The 19,193-nt window shown below is 52.2% G+C and carries 19 protein-coding genes; 12 read left to right on the forward strand and 7 right to left on the reverse strand.

The genetic code is table 11. The features are described 5' to 3' along the window. Window positions 1-139: 139 nt before the first annotated feature. Both B2Z72_RS13680 and yghU read left to right on the forward strand, forming a co-directional pair. Window positions 140-1,195, forward strand: coding sequence for a 3-deoxy-7-phosphoheptulonate synthase (locus tag B2Z72_RS13680; RefSeq protein WP_296984245.1), 1,056 nt, complete (start codon window positions 140-142; stop codon window positions 1,193-1,195). 188 nt (window positions 1,196-1,383) lie between these two features. After that, on the forward strand, window positions 1,384-2,229 hold the full coding sequence (yghU, locus tag B2Z72_RS13685; RefSeq protein ID WP_296984246.1) for a glutathione-dependent disulfide-bond oxidoreductase: 846 nt from the start codon (window positions 1,384-1,386) through the stop codon (window positions 2,227-2,229). Between the two features lie 105 nt (window positions 2,230-2,334). On the opposite strand, the gene B2Z72_RS13690 is transcribed toward yghU, so the two are convergent. Further along, window positions 2,335-2,844 (reverse strand): CreA family protein, encoded by a 510-nt coding sequence (locus B2Z72_RS13690; RefSeq protein ID WP_296984248.1) that lies wholly within the window; start codon window positions 2,842-2,844, stop codon window positions 2,335-2,337. Between the two features lie 266 nt (window positions 2,845-3,110). On the opposite strand from B2Z72_RS13690, the gene B2Z72_RS13695 reads away from it, so the two are divergent. Next, window positions 3,111-3,443 carry a zinc ribbon domain-containing protein YjdM gene (locus tag B2Z72_RS13695; protein ID WP_296984249.1) on the forward strand — a complete coding sequence of 111 codons (333 nt, stop codon included), beginning with the start codon at window positions 3,111-3,113 and terminating at the stop codon, window positions 3,441-3,443. Between the two features lie 120 nt (window positions 3,444-3,563). Here B2Z72_RS13695 and B2Z72_RS13700 read toward each other — a convergent pair whose 3' ends face one another. Then, complete coding sequence (locus tag B2Z72_RS13700; protein WP_296984250.1) at window positions 3,564-4,625, reverse strand: tRNA dihydrouridine synthase; 1,062 nt, start codon at window positions 4,623-4,625, stop codon at window positions 3,564-3,566. 299 nt (window positions 4,626-4,924) lie between these two features. Here B2Z72_RS13700 and B2Z72_RS13705 point away from each other — a divergent pair, with 299 nt between their 5' ends. From B2Z72_RS13705 to B2Z72_RS13720, 4 genes are all read left to right on the forward strand, one after another. Beyond that, window positions 4,925-5,170 carry an OadG family protein gene (locus tag B2Z72_RS13705; protein ID WP_296984251.1) on the forward strand — a complete coding sequence of 82 codons (246 nt, stop codon included), beginning with the start codon at window positions 4,925-4,927 and terminating at the stop codon, window positions 5,168-5,170. Between the two features lie 60 nt (window positions 5,171-5,230). Continuing rightward, window positions 5,231-7,003 carry a sodium-extruding oxaloacetate decarboxylase subunit alpha gene (gene oadA / locus B2Z72_RS13710; protein ID WP_296984253.1) on the forward strand — a complete coding sequence of 591 codons (1,773 nt, stop codon included), beginning with the start codon at window positions 5,231-5,233 and terminating at the stop codon, window positions 7,001-7,003. A 13-nt stretch (window positions 7,004-7,016) separates the two neighbouring features. Next, window positions 7,017-8,318, forward strand: coding sequence for a sodium ion-translocating decarboxylase subunit beta (locus B2Z72_RS13715; RefSeq protein ID WP_296984254.1), 1,302 nt, complete (start codon window positions 7,017-7,019; stop codon window positions 8,316-8,318). Between the two features lie 211 nt (window positions 8,319-8,529). Next, window positions 8,530-9,204 carry an outer membrane beta-barrel protein gene (locus B2Z72_RS13720; protein WP_296984255.1) on the forward strand — a complete coding sequence of 225 codons (675 nt, stop codon included), beginning with the start codon at window positions 8,530-8,532 and terminating at the stop codon, window positions 9,202-9,204. Between the two features lie 163 nt (window positions 9,205-9,367). Here B2Z72_RS13720 and B2Z72_RS13725 read toward each other — a convergent pair whose 3' ends face one another. Further along, entirely contained in the window at window positions 9,368-11,158 is a 1,791-nt protein-coding gene (locus B2Z72_RS13725; RefSeq protein WP_296984256.1) for an N-acyl-D-amino-acid deacylase family protein, read from the reverse strand. Window positions 11,159-11,286: 128 nt separating this feature from the next. Between B2Z72_RS13725 and B2Z72_RS13730 the strand changes: the two genes are divergently transcribed. Next, window positions 11,287-12,303, forward strand: coding sequence for an AraC family transcriptional regulator (locus B2Z72_RS13730; protein WP_296984257.1), 1,017 nt, complete (start codon window positions 11,287-11,289; stop codon window positions 12,301-12,303). On the opposite strand, the gene B2Z72_RS13735 is transcribed toward B2Z72_RS13730, so the two are convergent. Then, window positions 12,300-12,698 carry a globin gene (locus B2Z72_RS13735; protein ID WP_296984259.1) on the reverse strand — a complete coding sequence of 133 codons (399 nt, stop codon included), beginning with the start codon at window positions 12,696-12,698 and terminating at the stop codon, window positions 12,300-12,302. The two genes, B2Z72_RS13730 and B2Z72_RS13735, sit on opposite strands and share 4 nt — an antisense overlap. Before the next feature lie 177 nt (window positions 12,699-12,875). Continuing rightward, entirely contained in the window at window positions 12,876-14,315 is a 1,440-nt protein-coding gene (locus tag B2Z72_RS13740; protein ID WP_296984271.1) for a cobyric acid synthase, read from the reverse strand. Between the two features lie 134 nt (window positions 14,316-14,449). Here B2Z72_RS13740 and cbiB point away from each other — a divergent pair, with 134 nt between their 5' ends. From cbiB to B2Z72_RS13760, 4 genes are all read left to right on the forward strand, one after another. Further along, window positions 14,450-15,466, forward strand: a complete 1,017-nt coding sequence (cbiB, locus tag B2Z72_RS13745) for an adenosylcobinamide-phosphate synthase CbiB (RefSeq protein ID WP_296984261.1) — start codon at window positions 14,450-14,452, stop codon at window positions 15,464-15,466. After that, on the forward strand, window positions 15,456-16,391 hold the full coding sequence (locus B2Z72_RS13750) for a cobalamin-binding protein (protein WP_296984262.1): 936 nt from the start codon (window positions 15,456-15,458) through the stop codon (window positions 16,389-16,391). Before cbiB ends, B2Z72_RS13750 begins: the two co-directional genes overlap by 11 nt. Window positions 16,392-16,474: 83 nt before the next feature. Then, window positions 16,475-17,467, forward strand: coding sequence for a permease (locus tag B2Z72_RS13755; protein ID WP_296984263.1), 993 nt, complete (start codon window positions 16,475-16,477; stop codon window positions 17,465-17,467). Window positions 17,468-17,488: 21 nt separating this feature from the next. Further along, complete coding sequence (locus B2Z72_RS13760) at window positions 17,489-17,722, forward strand: thioredoxin family protein (protein WP_296984265.1); 234 nt, start codon at window positions 17,489-17,491, stop codon at window positions 17,720-17,722. On the opposite strand, the gene B2Z72_RS13765 is transcribed toward B2Z72_RS13760, so the two are convergent. Further along, window positions 17,723-18,145, reverse strand: a complete 423-nt coding sequence (locus B2Z72_RS13765; protein WP_296984266.1) for a hypothetical protein — start codon at window positions 18,143-18,145, stop codon at window positions 17,723-17,725. After that, on the reverse strand, window positions 18,145-19,193 hold a 1,049-nt coding region (locus B2Z72_RS13770; protein WP_297005062.1), incomplete at its 5' end, for a hypothetical protein. The genes B2Z72_RS13765 and B2Z72_RS13770, both read right to left, overlap by 1 nt.

Raw genomic sequence — 19,193 nt, forward strand, 5'->3', positions numbered from 1 at the left:
AGCCGCATCACAACGTCTGAAAACGCACGCACGGGTTAATCGATTTAGCCGTGGCGAAGCCTCGTATTGGTATTGATTCACGCTTCGCCAGCCGTACAGAAATACAGACACGTTTGCAGATGAATAAGAGGATTAAATAATGAAAACTAACGCAGAAAAAAATACGACAACAACAACCAGTAACGACCCGGCGGTACGCCCACTGAGCACGCCACGCCAGCTGAAAGCCGATATGCCGTTAAGCGAAGAGCTGGCGGTACAGGTTGAACAGCAGCGCCAGCAAATTCGTGACTTGCTGGAAGGCAACGACCAGCGTCTGCTGATCGTTACCGGCCCGTGCTCGATTCACGATGAAGAAGCGGTACTGGATTACGGTCGCCGTCTGGCCGGACTGAACGAACAACTGAAAGATAAACTGCTGATTGTGATGCGTGCCTACGTGGAAAAACCGCGTACCAGCGTTGGCTGGAAAGGTCTGGCCTACGACCCGGCGCGTAACGGCAAAGGCGATATGGCTGAAGGTATCCGTCGTTCCCGCACCATTATGCTGAAGTTGGCTAATCTCGGTCTGCCACTGGCGACCGAAGCACTGAATCCGCTGGTGATGCGTTACCTGGATGATCTGGTGAGCTGGACTGCTATTGGCGCCCGCACCTCAGAGTCACAGACACACCGGGAAATGGTCAGCCATCTGCCGATGCCAGTGGGTATTAAAAACAGCACGGACGGTTCAGCGTCTAACGCCATTAACGCCATGATTTCTGCCCGCCACAGTCACCACACGCTGGGCGTGGATGTGGACGGTCAGATGGCCATGCTCGACACCCCGGGAAATCCGGATACTCATCTGGTGCTGCGCGGCGGTCATGGCCTGACCAACTACGATGCAGCCTCCATCGCGGCATCTCTGGCTGAGCTGGAGCAGGGCGGCTGTCATGCTAAAGTGATGGTGGACTGCAGCCATGCTAATGCCTGCAAACAGCACGAGCGTCAGATTCCGATTGCTCTGGAAGTGGTTGATCAGAAGCTGGCCGGAAACGACGGCATTCTTGGTCTGATGCTGGAAAGCTTCATTACCGCCGGGCGCCAGAACGACAGCGGTGAGCTGGTTTACGGTCAGTCCATCACCGACGCCTGCATTGGCTGGGTTGAAACTGAGGAGCTGCTGCGCGGCATTCATCAGAAATTATCCTGAGCGATCCGCTACTCACAGCGCCCGGAATCTGCTTTCCGGGCAGCTGGTATGTAGGGCCTGCTGCTCCAGGGCCTTACCATCCACCTCACTGCAACACTGTGTATTGCCGCAACACGCGGCAGGTAGCTGGTTAAATGCACCATAGTCCGTACACTGAAGGTAAATAAAACAGCGCACGGAGTTTAACCATGTCTGATTCATCCTATACACCACCAAAGGTATGGCAGTGGGAACCGGGTAACGGCGGCAAATTTGCCAGTATTAACCGTCCGGTCGCGGGACCAACCCATGACAAAGAATTGCCGGTCGGCAAGCATCCACTGCAGCTGTATTCACTGGCCACACCGAATGGTGTAAAGGTCACGATTCTGCTGGAAGAGTTGCTGGAAGCCGGTATTAAAGAAGCAGAATACGATGCCTGGCTGATCAATATCATCGAAGGTGATCAGTTCGGCTCCGGCTTTGTTGATGTGAATCCTAACTCGAAAATTCCGGCCATGATGGATCACAGTGTGGAACCATCTCAGCGGCTGTTTGAATCCGGCTCGATCCTTAAATATCTGGCGGAAAAATTTAACGCTTTCATTCCTGAATCGGCCAGCGGCAAAGCAGAATGCTTTAACTGGCTGTTCTGGCAGATGGGTAGCGCGCCGATTCTGGGTGGCGGTTTCGGGCATTTCTATGCCTATGCGCCAGAGAAATTTGAATACCCGATTAATCGCTTCACCATGGAAATTAAGCGTCAGCTGGACGTACTGGATCGTCACCTGGCGGATAACCGCTATATGTGCGGTGATGATTATTCAATTGTCGATATGGCGATTTATCCGTGGTATGGCGTGCTGGCGCAGGGTGGTCTGTACGACGACGCCCATGAGTTTATTGAAGCGCATACCTACAAAAATGTATTGCGCTGGGCAGGTGAACTGGCAGAGCGTCCGGCGGTTAAACGCGGCAAACTGGTGAACCGCACCTGGGGTGATGTCCAGCTGGCGGAACGCCACGACGCCAGTGATTTTGACGGTCTGGTTTAAAACCGACCCCGCGAAAGAATAAAAAACGGAGCAACTGCTCCGTTTTTTATTGCGCTCTTCCTGCCGCTTTTCCCGTCGCCTTTCTTACTGCTTTTTTGAACGCTTTTATGGCTGCTGCGGCTGACTGTTGTATGCCTGCGTGCCCCATAAGGGTACGGTTGAAAGGCTGTGTTTATAGCTGCCGGATGTCTCTTTGGTTGAATAAGAAATGTACATCAGTGTCTGATTGGCGGCATCGTAAATACGGCGCACTTTCATATTCTTAAAGAAAATACTCTTCGACTTTTTAAACACCACGTCACCGGATTTGCTCTTATCGATCTGGGCGATCATGGCAGCTGTGATCTCGCCTGTCTGACGGCAGGAAATCGAGCTGTCGCTGGGGTCAGAAAGATCGAGATCGGCTTCCACCGAAGCAACGTGGCAGGTAACACCGGTGACAATCGGGTCGTTCAGAAAATCCAGTTTGATGTCTTTGGTGGTAAACAGGCCCAGCGAGACATCACCTACCTCATTGTTGTCGCAGCCGCTGAGCAGCAGGGCGCAAACCGGTATCAGGGCGATTGAGCGGGCGGATGACAGGACAGATGAAAAAACATATAAAGAAAATGGCATGGCAACCTCCGGTGTCAGAAGCGGGCAGTGTATCAGGATCAGCGTGCGCAAAACTTACCATTTGCGCACAACCTGAGCCCGGAAACCGCGAAAAGAGAGGAAATCTGACAGCTCTGAATACAGCCGGTTCTTGGCGTGCGGCTGCTGGCATACGGCAAGTCATTACATTTCTTCAGGAATTAACCCCATTCGAGCGCATTCTGGTGCATAATGGTGGCGCTTTATGCCCGAAGGGCATTCCTTAAGATTAATATTGAGAGAGAATCATGCCTGATTGCCCAAAGTGCAGTTCTGAATACCCTTACGAAGATGGTCCAAGCTATGTGTGCCCAGAGTGCGCTTATGAGTGGCCGATCAATGGCGAAGCGGCGGAAGACGGACTGGTTGTTAAAGATTCCAATGGTGCGATTCTGGAAGACGGTGACAGCGTTACTGTGATTAAGGATCTGAAGGTGAAAGGCTCATCTTCTGTGGTCAAAGTAGGCACCAAAATCAAGAATATCCGTTTGGTGGAAAGTTCAGACGATCACAATATTGACTGTAAAATCCCGGGTATTGGTGCTATTAAAATTACGCCGAAATTCGTTAAAAAAGCGTAATTCTGCATAAAGCTATTAAGCCGAAAACAGGTTATGCCGGAGCAGCAATCGCTGCTCCTTCTTTTTCTGCAGTTCAGGCGCCTGCCTTCAGCAGACTGCTCAGAAACTCTTTAAAACCCCTCAAAAACCCTTATGTTCGTAGGCTGCAAAGGCATCAGCTGTTGGCGGATTTTCGGCAACATCACGCACTGCCTGTTCCAGCTGGCTGAAAAACAGAGGGACATCACGTTGCCGTTTCACCTGTTCGAACACGGCGCGGATTTCCATGGATTGCATGGAAAAATAATGCAGCCATTGCTTCAGCCTGTCGGTCTGCGCTTTGTCTGGCAGGTGGGATAAATGCGGCACCAGATCATGCATCAGTTGCAGATGCTCAGACCAGCTCAGGTTCCGGTGCTGTGGACCACCCTGATCGGCTTTAATGCGCAGGCCGAGATCGGGCACGGCAACCAGTCCGCGGCCAATCATCAGCGTATCGCAGTGGCTTTCTGCCATACATTGGCGTGCCTGCTCAGGCGTCCAGATTTCACCATTGGCCAGCACCGGAATGCTCATAATCTCTTTGATACGGGCGATCCATTCCCAGTGAGCCGGTGGCTTGTAACCTTCGGTTTTGGTGCGTGCATGCACGGTTAACCACTGGATGCCGCCATCTTCCAGCGCTTTGGCATTGGTCAGGGCGAGGGTTTTATCTTTGAAGCCCAGGCGCATTTTGGCGCTTACCGGGATATGCGCCGGAACTGCAGCACGCACTGCACTGGCAATTCTGTGCAGCAGATCCGGGAATTGCAGTAAAACCGCTCCGCCCTGGCTGTTGTTAACGGTTTTCGCCGGACAGCCAAAGTTCAGGTCGATAGCAGGCGCACCCAGTTCGACGGCTTTTACCGCATTGGCTGCCATCATGTCCGGATCGCAGCCCAGTAATTGCACGTGTACCGGCGTGCCAGCCAGGGTTTTACCGCGCAAATCGCCCTGATGGTTCAGCTCCGGACAATAGCGACGGAAGACTTTAGCAGGATAGACCTGATTCGTGACCCGTATAAACTCAGTGACACAATGATCAATACCACCGACGCGGGTAAGAATATCGCGCAGGTTATGGTCCATCAGTCCTTCCATAGGGGCGAGGGCGATGTAGGGTTTATGTGCAGGGGAGTAAAGCGGCAGAGAACCAGTGAACATAGATTAAGGATGCGAATGATTTACGGCTGAGTATATTCCGGATTTATCTCATATTCGAGTTATATAAATAACGTGAATAATGAACAACACCGGATATTATAACTGCGTAGTCTCTGATTGCCCGGGTGATTTTATCTGACAACTGTTTGATTTATGTCCAGTTGGCCCGTGCTTTGTGTTGCGCCTATATACCCTTTTAAGTAATCTGTGCCGGCTTTGCCAGCCCGGTTGGGAGGGGTTTTTGCGCCCTGAAGAAACCGGCCGGGGAACGATTTTAATAATATTGAGGAGCCCCCTGCATGTCTGAGCCAAGTCTCGTCGCACAGGGTTTGGAATTGATGGTATTCGGTATGGGTGTGGTATTCGTCTTTCTGACGATGCTGGTATTCGTAACCGGATTCATGTCCAAGCTGGTAAATAAAATTGCACCTGTTCAGGAAGCAGCGCCGGTACCCGTGCGTGCTGCAGCCCCTCAGGGAGCAGACCCGCAATTGCTGAAAGTACTTTCAGCAGCGGTAAAAGAACATCGCGCGCGCCAAAAGTAGCCCGCGGTTTACCTTAACCCAAACGTATAACAACGTTAATGGAAGAAAAGGCCATCACCCATGACCGATTCTAAAAAATTAGGAATTACTGACGTCGTACTCCGCGACGCTCACCAATCCATCCTCGCCACCCGCATGCGTATCGACGATATGCTGCCAATTGCTGCCAAACTTGATCAGGTAGGTTACTGGTCTCTGGAAAGCTGGGGTGGAGCGACTTTTGACTCCTGCATCCGCTTCCTCGGGGAAGATCCATGGGATCGTATCCGCGAATTTAAGAAAGCCATGCCGAACACCAAACACCAGATGCTGCTGCGTGGTCAGAACCTGCTGGGCTACCGTCACTATGCTGACGACGTGGTCGAGAAGTTCGTAGAACGTGCTGCCACCAATGGTGTTGACGTATTCCGTGTGTTCGACGCAATGAACGATCCGCGCAACCTGCAGACTGCCTTACAGGCGGTTAAAAAGCAGGGCAAACACGCGCAGGCGACCCTGTCTTATACTACCAGCCCGGTTCACACTCTGGACGCCTGGGTTGATCTGGCCAAGCGTATTGAAGACATGGGCGCTGATTCCATCGCCATCAAAGATATGGCCGGTGTTCTGACGCCTTATGCCGCTTTCGAACTGGTATCCCGTCTTAAAGGTCAGACTGACCTGGAAGTTCAGCTGCACGCTCACGCGACCGCTGGTCTGTCCGACATGACCATTCTGAAAGCCGTAGAAGCCGGTATCGACCGTGTTGATACTGCGATCTCTTCTATGTCCATGACTTACGGTCACACTGCTACCGAATCTGTGGTTGCTGCTCTGGCTGGTACCGAGCGTGACACCGGTCTGGATCTGAACCTGCTGGAAGAAATTGCTGCTTACTTCCGTACTGTACGTAAGAAGTACGCTAAGTTTGAAGGCGCTCTGAAAGGCACCGACAGCCGTATTCTGGTTGCACAGGTTCCTGGTGGTATGCTGACCAACATGGAAAACCAGCTGCGCGAGCAGGGTGCTTCTGACAAGTTCGACGAAGTACTGAAAGAAATCCCACGCGTACGTGAAGACCTGGGCTTTATCCCGCTGGTAACACCAACCTCTCAGATCGTTGGTACGCAGGCGGTACTGAACGTACTGACCGGCGAGCGTTACAAGTCTATCTCTAAAGAAACTCAGGGCATCCTGAAGGGTGAATACGGTGCTGCACCGGCTCCGATGAACGCAGAGCTGCAGGCCCGTGTTCTGGATGGCGCAGAAGCCATCACCTGTCGTCCGGCTGACCTGATCGAAAACGAACTGGATAAAGTGATTGCTGACGTTGAGAAACTGGCCGCGGACAAAGGCATCAAGCTGTCTGCTGACAAGATTGACGACGCTCTGACTTACGCCATGTTCCCGCAGATTGCACCTAAGTTCCTGGAGAACCGTGGCAATCCGGATGCCTTCGAGCCAGCGCCAAAAGGTGATGCTGAAGATACCTTCACCGTAACCGTTGATGGTAACGAGTACGTGGTGAAAGTAGACGAAGGCGGTGATGTTAAAGAACTGGCTCCGGTTAACGGTGCGCCAATGTCTTTCGGTGGCGATTCCGGTAATGCCGGTGCAGCACCAGCCGCAGCCGTTGGTGGCGGTGACCCGATTGCTGCGCCTCTGGCCGGTAACGTCTGGAAAGTTCTGGTGCAGCCGGGTGATGTGGTTGGCGAAGGTGACGTAGTACTGATCCTTGAAGCGATGAAGATGGAAACTGAAGTACGTGCTCCACGTGCCGGTACCATCGGCAGCGTGAGTGCCAAAGAAGGTGTAGCTGTTAAAGTCGGCGACACTCTGTACACCCTGGCTTAAGGGGAGGTAAATCATGCAAAGTCTGATTAACCTCTGGCACGATACCGGTCTGTATCACATGGAGTCCGGCCAGGTCATTATGATGCTGGTTGGCTTCCTGATGCTGTTTCTGGCAATCAAAAAGGGCTTCGAGCCACTGCTGCTGCTGCCGATTGCGGTTGGTACTCTGATGGTGAACATTCCGGGCGCAGGCCTGGGATGGTCCGCCGCAGAAGCGGCCATCCGAACCGGTGACGCGTCGCTGCTGGCGCAGTTCCGTGATCTGTTCAGCCTGGCGGCTGATGCGACAGTTCACGATGTTCTGCATGCCTACCACAATGCTGAAGCGACTCTGTACAAGAAAGCTCTGGCACTGGGTGCCGGCGCAGGCTTCGAAAACGGTATGCTGTACACCTTCTACAGCGTGACGATTGCCAGTGGTGTTGCGCCACTGCTGATCTTCATGGGTGTTGGTGCTATGACGGATTTTGGTCCGCTGCTGGCCAACCCTAAAACTCTGCTGCTGGGTGCTGCTGCTCAGTTCGGTATCTTCGGTACTATCGCCGGTGCGGTGCTGCTGACGGATGCCGGTCTGATGGACTTCACTCTGCAACAGGCTGCTGCTATCGGTATCATCGGTGGTGCGGACGGTCCTACTTCGATCTTTATTGCATCGAAACTGGCCCCTGAACTGCTGGGTGCGATTGCGGTTGCGGCATACTCTTACATGGCTCTGGTACCGCTGATTCAGCCGCCGATCATGAAAGCTCTGACCACTGAGAAAGAGCGTCAGATTGCCATGGTGCAGCTGCGTGAAGTAACCAAGGGTGAGAAGATTGTATTCCCGATTGCGGTACTGATTCTGGTGGCTCTGCTGCTGCCGTCTGCAGCACCTCTGCTGGGTATGTTCTGCTTCGGTAACCTGATGAAGGAATCCGGTGTGGTTGAGCGTCTGAGCGATACGTCGCAAAACGCCCTGATCAACATCGTGACCATCTTCCTCGGTCTGTCCGTGGGTTACAAAATGAGCTCCGATGCCTTTCTGAATGGCAGCACTCTGGCGATTATCGTTCTGGGTCTGATTGCCTTCTGTGTAGGTACTGCAGCGGGTGTTCTGATGGCTAAGCTGATGAACAAGCTGACCAAAGATCCGATCAACCCTCTGATTGGTTCCGCCGGTGTATCCGCTGTACCAATGGCTGCCCGTGTATCCAACAAAGTGGGTCTGGAAGCCAATGGTCAGAACTTCCTGCTGATGCACGCCATGGGCCCTAACGTGGCTGGTGTGATTGGTTCAGCAGTGGCTGCCGGTGTAATGATTTCCTTCTTCGGTTAATCATTATTCCACACCAAAAAAGAAGCGCCTTCGGGCGCTTTTTTTATGGCTGTTCTGCGGCGTTTAATGCTGCCTTTACAGCTGCCTTTACAGCTGCCTTCATTTTTATTCGTTGCGAATAATTCTTCTCTGTCGTCGTTTACCATTGAGCTGTCCGAGTCTTAAAAGTACCTTTGTGCCACTTTTAAAACGCATTCATAAGGAAATAAAAGTGCGCTCATTACGACCTCTCGTGTTATCCCTCGCAGTCCTTCCATTTGCATTAACGGCTCACACTGCAGTCGCCGGAGCCGCCAGCGAAGCCGATCAGCTGAACACTCAGATTTCCGAAGCGGCTGAGGCAGAAGAGCAGTCCGGATTTATCGCCGGAGCCAATCTGTCGACCAGTCTTTCTGGTGAAGGGCAGGATGATATCGATGGTTATCCGACCTTTACCTATGACCTGGATTCAGGCTCTTTCAGTGCCTTTGTTGGTTATCAGACTAAGCGTAATAACCGCATTAAGCTGGCCTTTGAATCCCGTTCGTTCGGCTTTGAAGGTACCAGCGAAGAAGAAACCGCAACCGGGCTGAGACTGGACTGGGATTTTGTTTATGGCAAAAGCAAAGTGCATCCGTTCTGGAGTATTGGCTTTGGCAGCTACCGTTTGTCCGATCCATTGATTCTTGAAGATACGTCGATTGAAGGGGAAGATCTGTCAGGCTTCTCATTTCAGTTAGGTCTGGGTGTTAAGATTGATTTAAATAAAAAGGCTGAGCTGTCGTTGGGCTTTGAACGCCAGGCGATTGGCTGGCAGGAAGTTGAAATTACCGGCCGCTACGATGTGTCCATTCAGTCTATTTATGCGCATAACTCCGTCAGTGCTGGCGTGTTGCTGCACTTTTAAATCAGATTGGGTGCGGCTTTATCAGCTTTAGTGCTCTGTTAGTCTCACTGATCCGTTAAAAAATCTGGTATTCAGGCCGGTGGTGCATTAAAAAAAACGGTGCTTTTGCACCGTTTTTTATGGCTGGTTCACTATTTTTGACTGATTTTTTGATTCTCAGTCGTCAGCGGGCAGGCAGAAACTGGCCAAAGCCTTTTTCCTGCCCCAGTGCAGCAACGGGTTGATCGTTATCAATAGCGATACGGCCATTAATAATAACGTAAGGTACTGCGCCTGGGTTGCGGTTTACCATACGTTGTAAGCCATCAAAATTCTGCATTTCAGCCCAGTATTCCAGCTCAAGATCCTGATCCAGGCGTTGCGGATTAATAATGCAGATATCGGCCCGGCTGCCAGGGCGTATATAACCGGCATCGATGCCAAACCAGTCAGCCTGCTCACCGGTTAAACGCCAGACAGCTTTTTCCAGCGACATAACAGGTTCTTTCTTGCCGTTATCGTGTTGTTCACTGCTTTCTTTTACCAGTTTTAAAAAGCGCAGCGGCAGATTATAAAAGGCCATATTACGGATATGGGCGCCGGCGTCGGAGAAGGTAATTAATGTGTGTTTCTTCTGTACCATTTCTTTCAGTTTATTCTCGCGGTGATTGCCGATGACGGTGTACCAGCGCAGCTCGCGCCCATATTGCACCATCAGGTCCAGAAACAGATCAACCACGTGCATATTCCGCTGAATCGCGATGGTGGCAAAATCGAGTCCGATGAGGTTTTTATCAGGGCAATCGAGAATCACGGCATCGCCAAAGTCCCGTTGCCAGACCCGCGGTGAGAGTTTCTGTTTATAAAATTTACGGAAGCTGCGGCGATAATTTTCATCCTGAAAAAGGCGGTTGCGTTCAACCTGAGTTTTCAGATCAAGCGCCAGTTCACCGGCTCCGAACTCTTCAAACAGCACCACATCAATGCCGTCGGCATAAACCTTAAAGGGAGTTGGCAACAGCTGCCAGCGGAAGTCACCACCGAGCATTCGAGTGAACCAGCCAACCAGATCGGCCATGGGGCGCAGGGTTGGGTTACCTTTTAAATCCAGCATGGAAATCAGCGTGGTTTTCAGCGGTTTGCCCAACGGCAGAATGGCCTGGCCGATATAGTCAAAAATTTGCAGTGGATTTGCAGCATTCGGAGCGCCCTGATGAATCCGGCCGTATTGGCGCAGCAGGTGGTTGAGGCGTTTTACTTCTTTCCAGCGGGCGTAAGTACTGGGCAGACTTTTTGACCACTGGCGGTCACCGTCGACTTTATCCCACTTCAGACACATGGTCGAAAGACCGATAAATCCCAGTCGCAGGGATTCTTCAAGAATATCTTCCATGCGCTGCATTTCTGCCTGGGTTGGCTGTTCTGTACGCTCTGTTGCCCGTTTAAGCCCCATAACAGAGGTGCGCAGATCGCTGTGACCGAGCATGGATATCAGGTTTGGACCAAGCGGTTGTTTCTGAATAAAGGCCAGCCAGCTGGCCGGGCTGTTCCAGCATTTATGTTGCTGCAATATCGGTAAAACCTTTTCTCTGGGAACAGTTTCTACCCGGGTGAACAGGTCTGATGCGTCTTCAGTATCGCTGCACACCATACTCAGGCTGCAGCTGCCGACCAGAACCGTGGTCACACCGTGGCGCACAGATTCAGACAGCGCAGGCGCTACAATCAGTTCCGCATCGTAATGGGTGTGGCTGTCGATAAAGCCGGGCGTGATCCAGCAGCCTGTTGCGTCGATAACACGCTCTGCGCTGTCCGCGAAAAAGGCTTCGGACTGGATTTTTACAACGCGCCCGCTGTTGATCGCCAGACTGCATATTCTGGCCGGGGTGTCGGGGCTGCCATCAAACAGAAGTCCGTCATTGATGATCAGATCGAAAGTGTTCACAGGTTCAGAGTTCACAGGTTCAGAGTTCATAGGTCCACCTGAAAGGTTGTTATTGTTTTTATAGTTGCTGCTGAGTTGTCTTTATTCTTGTTGCAGCGAACCTGTTCAGGTTAAATTCTGTACACAATAAAAACTTATCATTTTATGACACGATGCCAATGGAATATGCCTCAACCCAATACCGGGTACGTCGCGGAGCCCTGAGTGGCTTTGATTCTCTGATCCGGGCGCATGGCGGTTCACTGGCCGACCTGCTGACATCCTGTGGTATGGCTGAGCGGGATCTGGATTTTCCGGAAGAACGCATGGCGGTTACTGATCTGGTGGCGCTGTTAAATGCTGCGGGATGTCTGCCTGGCTTGCAGCAGAGTGGCCTGCAGCTGGCTGCAGTGCAGGGGCTGGAAGTGATCGGAGTGCTCGGCCGCCTGCTGCTGGAAGCTGAAACACTGGGTGACGCCTTCGCTCTGGTGAACCGTTATATGACGCTGCACAATCAGGGAGAGCGCTGGCGTATTACCGACTTCGGCCACTGTGTCGCGGTACAGCGTTACGAGCATGTCTGCTTCGATCAGGATGCGCGGCAATATCACGAACTGGCGCTGGGAAACTGTCTGCGTCTGATGGAAATTCTTGCCGGGTGCAGAATCCAGCCTGTGCGTGTTGAGTTTGTGCACCGGCCTTTGGCTGCAGAGGCAGATTACCGCCGGTTTTTCCGGTGTGATGTGCGCTTCGGCGAGGAGCAGGATCAGCTCTTAATTGCGAAAGAGGTACTGACGCTGCCGGTATCTGTGCGCAATGATGCCGGGTCTGTATCGGCTGATTTTATCGACAGGCTCAGTCAACAATATCCGGATGATCTGCGCGCTCAGGTTAAGACAGTTATTATGCAACTCTTGGGCAGTGGGCGGCATTCAATTGAAGATGTCGCGCTATTACTGAACGTACATCCGCGGACTTTGCAACGGCGGCTGGCGGAGGACAGCATTGTTTTTCGTCAGCTGCTGAATGAAGTGCGCAGTAATCTGGCGTGCTGGCATCTGACATCGTCTGATATCGATATCACACGATTATCGGCAGCATTGGGATACAGTGATGTCAGTGGGTTCAGTCGGGCATTCCACCAATGGCATGGCTGTTCACCACGCCATTGGCGGAATCAGAGGGGCAGCACTTAGCTGTGATACATGCTGGAAATAATGTCGATAGAAGGGCGCAGGGTATCGCGCCAGCATTCTTCCAGTTCGCGGGAGAACTCAGGATCGTGCTTGTAGAGGGTTTCAATCAATGAATCCATCCACAGGCTGTAATAGATCGGATTGATGTTCATGCGCTTTTTACTGTGGCTTTCGCCCAGCATGCGGATTTTGGTATCCGGCATGCCACGGGCGTGCATAATCAGCCAAAGAACACCACCGCGTACCAGCGCGCGTAATGACGCCATATCGGTATTGGCAAATAGTGCCCGGACATCCGGTGATTTACCTAACAGGGTGTTATAAAAATCTTCAAAAAATACGGGTTTATCGCAGCTTCTTCCATAACTCTGGAAAACCGCATCGGCATTGATCATTCGTGATTACCTTGCTTGCTCAGACCGGCGGTTTGGGATACCGCACTTTTTATGGTTGGCATAAGAACCCCTGCTTCTGCTATTAACAGGGACAGTTTTCAGGCCGCAAAGATTACTCCTAAGCCATATAAATTGCAAAAGGGTCAATATGATTTTTACGCACGGAATGTTGCGTACTCAAAATACCTTCTGCATTGCCTTATCCAGCTTTTGCCAATCGAAACGGCTGCGTACCGAGGCTGCAAGGCGGTTAATCTGCTGTTCGCGTATATCGTTAAAGTCGACATTGTCAGGAGCAGACAAACCGGCCCATTGCAGGACTGCTGACAGGGCGGGGGCAGTATCAAAAAGTCCGTGCCAGTAAGTCGCAAAAACAGAACCATCGTCCGATAAAAGTCCGCAGCCGACGTCTGTTAAGTTATTGTCGGTACTAATACCTAAGTGTATTTCGTATCCCTGTGCGGCAACCGGTTGCTGTCCGGGAAACTGCAGAAAACCCGTCTGTAACTTAAGTGTTTTTTCTGGTTTTAATTCTGTATCCAGATTCAGCAGATTCAGCCCATGGCTGTTGCCACTGTCGCCTTCTGTCCCCTGGGGATCGCGGATATTTTTCCCTAACATTTGCAGACCGCCACAAATGCCCAGCAATTTTCCGCCATAGCGCAGATGTTTGCGGATGTGAGTTGGCCAATCACATGTCTGTTCCTTCAACCATTGCAGATCGGCGCGGGTATTTTTTGAGCCAGGCAGAATAATAAGGTCAGATGGCGGTGGCGTTTGCCCCGGGCCCACAAAGGTCAGATTGACCTGCGGATGAACCTGCAACGCATCGAAATCGGTGTGATTGCTGATGCGCGGATACACGGGCACCACAACGTTTAACTGTGTGGCGGTTTTTTCTTTTCCGTGATTGAGGCTGAGGGAATCCTCGGCATCCAGGTAAAGCCCCTGCAAATACGGCAAAACAGCCAGCACGGGTTTACCGGTTTTTTCTTCCAGCCAGTCCAGACCATCCTGCAGCAGCCGGATATCACCGCGGAAACGGTTGATGACAAAACCTGTGATGCGTTGCTGTTCACTTTCACTGAGGCAGGCAAGGGTGCCTATGATATGAGCAAAGACGCCACCACGGTCGATATCGGCAATCAGAATCACCGGACAATCGGCTTCTTCGGCAAAGCCCATATTGGCAATATCGTTGGCGCGCAGATTGATTTCCGCCGGGCTCCCGGCACCTTCAATCACCACCGCCTGATAACGGCTTTTCAGGCGGGAATAAGATTCCATCACAGCTGAGCGGGCAGTTTTTTTATACTCACTGTAATCCAGCGCATGCTGATTACCGATGGATTTGCCCTGAATAATAATCTGACTGCCGGTGTCGCTGGTGGGTTTTAAAAGTACCGGATTCATATCCGTGGTTGGGGCGATACGACAGGCCTGAGCCTGCAGCGCCTGGGCCCGGCCAATTTCACCGCCATCCGCTGTTACTGCACTGTTGAGCGCCATATTCTGCGGTTTAAACGGTGCCACAGAGATGCCGGCATCGGCGAGAATTCTGCCCAGAGCACAAACCAGCGTACTTTTCCCGGCATCCGATGTGGTGCCCTGAACCATTAGCTGCAAAGATTTTTGTGCCCGGTTCTGCAGAAATGGCTGCAGAAAAGCATGCAATTGCGGATCGTCGTCAGGCATCTGGTACACTCGGCTGGTTTCTTCAGGTCAACTGGTTTCAGGCGGTATTGTAAAACATGATGCTCTACGGGAGTGGATTAATTCCGGCACAACTGAGCTGGCAGGCATGGTGTCTGTTATTGCCGTGGCTGGCGCTGGCGGCTTTACTGCTGGACCGCATTTTCGCTGAGCCCAAACGTTTTCATCCACTGGTCGCTTTCGGTCGCTGGGCGGCCTGGCTCGAGCGCAGACTGAATCCTGAGCCTGGCCGAGCCACGTCTTCACGCAGACTCAGAGGTTGCCTGGCCATGCTGCTGGCTTTGTCGCCACTGCTCCCTGTCGTGCTGATAATGTATCTGTCTGCCAGTTCACTCTGGTTATGGTGTGTACTGAACGTTCTGGTTCTGTATTCGTGTATCGGCTGGCAGAGTCTGCAGGCACACGTCGGTGCCGTAGCAGAGGCAGGGTCCATTACTGCAGCCCGCGAGCGGCTGGCAATGATTGTCAGTCGGGAAACGACAGAGCTTGATCATGACGAGGTGGCTCAGGCGGCCTGTGAAAGCCTGCTGGAGAACAGCTCCGATGCTTTGTTTGTCTCGCTGTTCTGGTTTGCACTTGGCGCCGCGCCGCTGGCGTTGCTGCATCGATGGGTCAACACGCTGGATGCCATGTGGGGCTATCGTAATGAGCGTTATAAAACCTTTGGTACCTGCGCCGCACGGCTGGACGATATTCTCGCTTATTGGCCGGCCCGACTGACGGCTTTGCTGTTTATTTTGGTCGCCGGACGTCATTGTGTGAAAGGCTGGCGCTGCTGGCGACAACAGGCGCGGGCCTGTTCCAGCCCCAACGGCGGCGTGGTAATGACCAGCGGCGCAGGTGCGCTGAATATCCGGCTGAGCGCGCGTGCCTGTTACCATGGACAATGGAAACAGAAGCCAGCCATGGGTTGCGGCCGACCGGCGCAAATGGCCGATATTCACGGCGCCATCTGGCTGGTAAGAAAGAGCCTCTGGCTGTTGTTGTTTATTTGGTTTTTCAGTGTTGCTGTTGTTGTCCTGTTTGCCTGGTACGGAGTTTCATTTGTTGCTTAAACATCATTCAAAAAAAACCGCTGAAAATCAGTCTTTCAACGGGGTTGTTAAGATTCTGCCTTTATTGGTTTTTATATTTTTCAGTGCGTTTGTGCGCGCCGATATTCAGGTGACCGACGATAGTGGAAAGCAGCATCGTTTTGCCCAACCTGTGCAACGTATCGTGGCGTTGATGCCCCATGCCACGGAACTGCTTTATGCGGTCGGAGCGGGTCAACAGATTGTCGGTGCGGTGGATTATTCGGATTATCCGCCAGAAGCAAAAAGCATCCCCAGAGTCGGCGGCTACAGCGGTCTGAATATCGAAGCCATCGTGGCGTTACAGCCAGATTTAATCGTCGCCTGGCCGGAAGGTAATAACAGTCGTGAGCTTGCCCGCCTGGAGCAGCTTGGCTTTGATATCTATGCCTCTGGTCCGGAGACGTTCGAAGATATCGCGGTTAATCTGGAAAATTTAGCCGCTTTAACAGGCCATGAAGCAGAGGGTGTTTCTGCCGCGACTGACTTCCGCAACAAAACCCGGATTCTGCGTGAGCGTTACAGCAACAGGCATCCGGTGACGGTTTTTTATCAGGTATGGCATCAGCCGCTGTTAACGCAGAATGGTTCGACTTTTATCTCGAAAGCCATTGAGCTGTGCGGCGGGCGTAATATTTTCGCTGATCTGGCGATAGCGGCACCTCAGGTCAGCATTGAAGCGGTACTGGCAGCAGATCCTCAGGCAATCGTTGCCAGTGGCATGGGTGAGAGTCGTCCACAGTGGCTCGACGGCTGGCGTGGATACACCGGGCTGAGCGCAGTGAAAACCGACAGTCTTTACCATATTCACCCGGATCTGTTTCATCGGCCTACGCCGAGGTTTCTGTTGGGCACTGAAATCCTGTGCAAAGATATCGACAGAACACGGGCACTGCTGCAGCCCTGACTGTTGATCCAGATAGCATTTCCGTCACAGGATAGAGGGTAAAATAACTCCATAGTTTGTTGGTTATGCATTTGGGGGCTGAGTTGCTGCAAATATTTACCTGGCTGGCGGATTGGCTGGTCTATGATCTGATGGGGTTAACTGCCGCATCGAAAACCGGCGATGCCCTGCACTTTTTTGTTGAAGACGTCAGCAAGATTTTCGTTCTGCTGGTGTTTATGATTTATGCCATTTCTCTGATCCGGGCATCGCTGAATGTTGAACGGGTGCGGGATTTCCTCGCCCATCACCACCCGGGTGCGGGCCTGCTGATGGGCTCCGCCTTCGGTGCCGTAACGCCGTTCTGCTCCTGTTCCAGTATTCCGGTATTTCTTGGCTTTACCTCGGCCGGTATCCCGGTTGGTGTGACCATGGCGTTTCTGCTGACATCACCACTGATCAACGAAGTAGCAGTGCTGTTATTGCTCAGCCTGTTAGGCTGGAAATTCACTGTGCTCTACATTGTTGTGGGTATGGCTGTTGGTATTGTCGGCGGGTTGATTCTGCATCTGCTGAAAGCTGAACGCTGGCTGCAGCCCTTTGCGGCAAAAGCCTATCAGCGGGCACAGTCACAGTCCTTGTCAGCGAATCCTGTGCCGCAGGAAAAAATAACCATGGCTGAACGCCACGAGTTTGCTAAAACAGAAACCAAAGATATTTTCGGCCGTGTCTGGAAGTGGGTCATCATCGGCGTTGGGCTGGGGGCTGCGTTACATGGTTATGTACCGGAAGAGTGGCTTACCGACTATCTTGGGCAGGGACAGTGGTGGTCTGTTCCAGCAGCGGTACTGGCTGGTATTCCGCTTTACTCCAATGCTACTGGCGTCATTCCTGTGATTGAAAGTCTGATTACCAAAGGGCTCCCGGTGGGAACCACACTGGCATTCTGCATGAGCACTGTGGCGGCCAGTTTCCCCGAATTTATTCTGCTCAAGCAGGTGATGCGCTTAAAACTGCTGGCGATTATTTTTGTCATGCTGTTGTGTGCATTTACCCTGGTGGGGTGGATCTTTAATTTACTTACTCCCTATCTGTAAGAAAGGCTGAAAGGAAATCTTATGAAGAACTTTAAAGTATTAGGCAGTGGCTGCAGTAAATGTCAGAAGACGGCAGAATCCATCACCGATATTGCGGCTGAGAAAGGCGTGCAGATTGAGCTGGAAAAGGTAACTGATGCCGAAACCATTATGGGGTACGGCGTGATGCGTACCCCGGCGGTTGTACTGGATGAGCAGGTCGTTCACTCAGGATCCATTCCGCACAGAACGGATATTGAATCCTGGCTGAACTGATTACATATCGGTTGCGTAAACCACCGTCAGGCTGGCGGGTATTTCTACGCCTGCGGGGACGTATCCGACACTGCCGCGGTTCTGGCTGATAAACTCCAGAATAGCTTCAGGGTTGTTAAGTTCCTTCGGTGGTTTCATCCGTCCGGTAAATTTCATCTGCGACCAGTAGGACTGAATACGCGATTCCGTAAGACCAATCACCTGGGCATTAAACAGTGACCGTACATGGTTGCGTGGTGGCAGAGCTACCGGGTTGAAATCGTAGCCCAGAGAGGCTCCCATAAACAGGTTTCTGACCTGTTCCCGTGTCAGGGTAATTTCCTTTCCACCGGTGTTCGCAATAACCATCAGACCATCGTCGGCGAATGAAATGGCAGGTGTGGCCGGCGTCAGCATCAGCAGATACATCAACAACTTTTTCATCAGAACACCCACTCCCATCCCAGTTGATAGAGAGTCGCGCTGTACTTCTCGCCGGAGTTATCCTCAGTATAAAAACCGGTGGACGGGGTGGCGAAGAATCCGCTGCGCGGTGATGTTTCTTCAAAATAAGTGACATCAAACTTCAATGCCTGGTTGATGGTGAAGTCCCAGCGTACACCCAGGGTGTAAGAATCCATGCTGCCGTTGGGCAGGGCATTGAACAGTTGGTAGTAGCCCGCAGCCAAGCCGTACCTTGCTGCGCCAAGTGGATCGGTTGCCGGGTCGACCGGGCCAGCATCGACAATGGGCTGCAATTCTGTTTCAACTTCAGGGTTGGCATAAGAACTGGCAGCGTAGGTTGCATGTACTGTCCAGTCGGCCATCGTGTGGCCTGCGCTAAAGTAGTAGCCGCTGAGGAAAGGTGCTGCGGCAAACTCAGATTTGGTCTTTACCCATTCCGCTTTATAAAACGACGACAGGGTGTCGTAGCTCAGCGCCGCCTGGATAAAGGTAACTTCACCTGCGGAGTCGAGGGATTGGGCACTGTCAGTATAGTCAAACTGAGCCAGACCATCCGCCAGCGGTTCCAGCAGGCCTATGCGGGTATCGTTATAACCTCTGTGGTACGACAAGCGCACACCGATGTTATTGCTGTTCAGATTCAGCACCACGCCACGCAGGTCGTCGACCCGTCCTGCTGCGTCTACCTTACTGCCGGCAATCAGAACGTCGCCATCAAAATAACCATAATAGCCTTCGATATTGACGGCAAAATTATCCCCGGCAAAGTTGTAACTGCCGCTGACGCCGTTAAAGGTCGAGAACAGATAATTGCCGTAAACCTGCGCTGGTACAGTGATCCATGGGTACGAATAGCCCACATCAATACTGTCGCTGTAGGTGAAGAAAGGCATGCGTAATTTACCGGCACGGAACAGCCAGGCGTTGTCGGGACGGTAGCTCAGATACAGCCATTCGACACCGGAGTCGCGGTCGTCGCTGGTGTGTGCGAGTAACTGGCCGGTAACCGACCATTCATCACTGAAGG

It is taken from the genome of Thalassolituus sp. UBA6592 (assembly GCF_002433655.1).
In the GTDB taxonomy this organism is placed as follows: Bacteria; Pseudomonadota; Gammaproteobacteria; order Pseudomonadales; family Oceanobacteraceae; genus Venatoribacter.